General features: G+C 62.1%; 3 protein-coding genes. All 3 read right to left on the bottom strand.

Annotation, left to right across the window (positions count from 1 at the left end; translation table 11 throughout):
* A partial coding sequence (locus tag WAN71_RS01745) for a hypothetical protein (protein ID WP_422223678.1) occupies positions 1–746 on the bottom strand: 746 nt, incomplete at its 3' end.
* Positions 747–754: 8 nt separating this feature from the next.
* Positions 755–1498 carry a hypothetical protein gene (locus WAN71_RS01740; protein ID WP_422223677.1) on the bottom strand — a complete coding sequence of 248 codons (744 nt, stop codon included), beginning with the start codon at positions 1496–1498 and terminating at the stop codon, positions 755–757.
* Between the two features lie 110 nt (positions 1499–1608).
* Positions 1609–2199, bottom strand: a complete 591-nt coding sequence (locus tag WAN71_RS01735; RefSeq protein WP_422223676.1) for a TetR/AcrR family transcriptional regulator — start codon at positions 2197–2199, stop codon at positions 1609–1611.
* Positions 2200–2496 lie beyond the last annotated feature (297 nt).

Below are 2496 nucleotides of genomic sequence, written 5' to 3'. Positions count from 1 at the left end.
GGTGGCTCGTCGACCGGCTGGCGTTCGGTGGCTTTCATCAGAAAGACGATCACGCAACTGAGCCAGAAGCCAAAAACAACTACTCCCAACCAGAACGCGATCGACCCGTTCCATGCGAACGGCCCCGCCTTGGAGACGAACACCGGCATCGCCATGATTTCGGTGACGATCTGCCAAATGGACACGTAGGCCAGCCATTTGGGGAAAATTTCGTTCTTGTCGTACAGGATTGCCACCGCGAACGCGAAGTAAGCAGCCGAGAAGCATCCCAGCGACCCGACGTAGGACAGCAGCCCGAGGTCGTAGAGCAGGGCTAGTAGTTGCGGATCACGACCCGGCCGATAGACGGCGGTCAAGAAGCAGAACGCGACCAGCAGGCATCCCGGCAGCGCGCCGACTGACATCGCGCCGAGATAGCCGTAGGCCATCACCGATCCGACGGTCATGCGTTTCATGTGGTAGGCCACGATGCCGTTGGCTATCCCGGCGCCGCCGACGATCAGCACCAGAATGCCGAAGCCGATCTTGATGGTCAGCGCATGCGCGTGAAAGAAGTGCACCATCTGGTCGGTGGTCACGTCGGGTCGCGGTGGCGGCATCACCCGGGCCAGCGCGAAAAAGATCACGCCGAATGCGGTGTAGAACACGGGCACGATCCAAAACACAAGCCAGACATCACGTTTGCCTACTCGCGGAGCTCGGCCGGCGTCGGCCACGTCGGTGCTCGATGACGACTGAGCCGAGATCGTGCTGCTCACGTCGCGACCCCCAAGTCGACCGCTTGTCGGTGCAGCACATTTCGCAGCACGAAAAACATGACGACTACGAACAACGCGAATGCGCCGTTGCGAAGCCAGAAGGACACCACACCGTTCCAGGCCAACGGTCCGGTGGCGAAGACCGCGGCACCGGCCGCAGGGGCCATCGCCAACGCTGTCGCGATGGCGTAATGCCCGACCCACCGGGGAAACACCGGGCTCGGTCCGTCGTCGAAATAAACTGCTACGCCGAGCAATAAGTTCATCGCGACGAAGGCGCCAACTGGTGCGATAAAGATCATCCACGCCATGTCGTTCAGAAGCATGACGAGTTCGGGGCTGCGGTCGGGCCGAAATGCCGCGACCAGATAGAAGATGTCAGCCAGCGCGAACAGGGTTGCGCCGCTGACCGCCGCGGTGAGGTAGCAGTACGCGAATACGTGGCTTTGGGTGGCCATCCGCTTCATCTGGACGACGATCACCATGAAGAACGGCAACAACATGATCCCGCATAAGTTGAAGGTGATCATGCTGAACCGGATCAAAGCCGTGTGATCGCTGTAGAACTTTGCGACCTGCTCGGCAGTCATGTCTGGCGACATCGGCGGGAAGAATCCAGGGAACGCCAGAAAAGCGATCAGCAGCACGCCCCCGAACACGGGCGCCGTCCACAGGCTGACCAGCTGGGTCTTGATGTTGGCGGTCTTGGGTAGGTCCTCGGCCTCCGCGAGAATCTGCATGGATTTGCCTCCTCGCCGCCGGCTAAACGGGGGTAGCCGATCGGCTACTGTGACCATAAATGATTCGAACGGCATACAGCAAGGGTTTCGGCTGCGGCCCGGCGCTCACGTCAGTCGGGCAGCTTGAGCATGCGCCCGGTGAGCTGGATCAGCACCGAGCGCAGCGTGGCGTCGTCGATGTCGTCGACAAGGGGATTGATCACCGTGCCGGCGATCGCGCCGGAGAACAGTGCCGCCGAGATCCGCGCCTCGGTGTCGTCGGACTCATCGAGCAAGATCGCGTACAGGCGGGTGATCAACGCGCGCAACGGCGGGTGTTCGCCCAACAGCCGCACCATCACCGGGTCGTTCTGCAATGCTCTGACCCACCGGCGGCGTTCGACTGCCATCCCGACGACCTCGGTCAGCAGCACTTTGCGGGCGCCGACGCCGTCCGCTTGGGCTTCGGCCGCTTTCAATGCGTCCTCAAGCGTGGCCAATTCCATCTCGGCGACCGCGACGACGATTTCCTCTTTGGTCTTGAACTTGTGGTACACCGCGGCCTTGGTGACTCCGATCGCGTCAGCAATCATCTGCAGCGACGTTCCGCTGACCCCGTGGTCGGCGAACAAATCCAGCGCGGCACGCAGGATCCGGATCTGAGCAGGGGTGCGCCGGACCTCGCCAAGCAGGCGACCGGGCCGTGGCTGCGCGTCTAGCACCGGTCCAGGTTAACCGACCTACCGGACTTTAATAGCCGATCGGCTACCGCCGCCGGTCTCATAGCCAAGCGATAACTGCGCCCAAGCATGCAGCTAGTGACCGAGCGCAATCATGGCTGATGACCACCACCACCACAGAATCTCCTGACATCAATTCAATCAAGGCGCGCCGTCGTGCGATGGGAGTGCTTGTCGCCGGTGCGGCCGCCGTCGCACTGTTCGCGCTATTCGGCACCGGTTGGCCCGGCGCCGCCGAAACAACCGTCGCATCGGCGCCGGTGCAGCTGGTCGATCAGG

Source organism: Mycobacterium sp., assembly GCF_049280035.1.
In the GTDB taxonomy this organism is placed as follows: Bacteria; Actinomycetota; Actinomycetes; order Mycobacteriales; family Mycobacteriaceae; genus Mycobacterium.
The sequence above is the reverse complement of the archived record's forward strand: the minus strand, read 5'-3'. Positions and strand labels throughout refer to the sequence as shown.

Coding starts and splice junctions, on each gene's coding strand:
- WAN71_RS01740 (WP_422223677.1), bottom strand. CDS start 1,498: ATGCAGATTCTCGCGGAGGCCGAGGACCTACCCAAGACCGCCAACATC.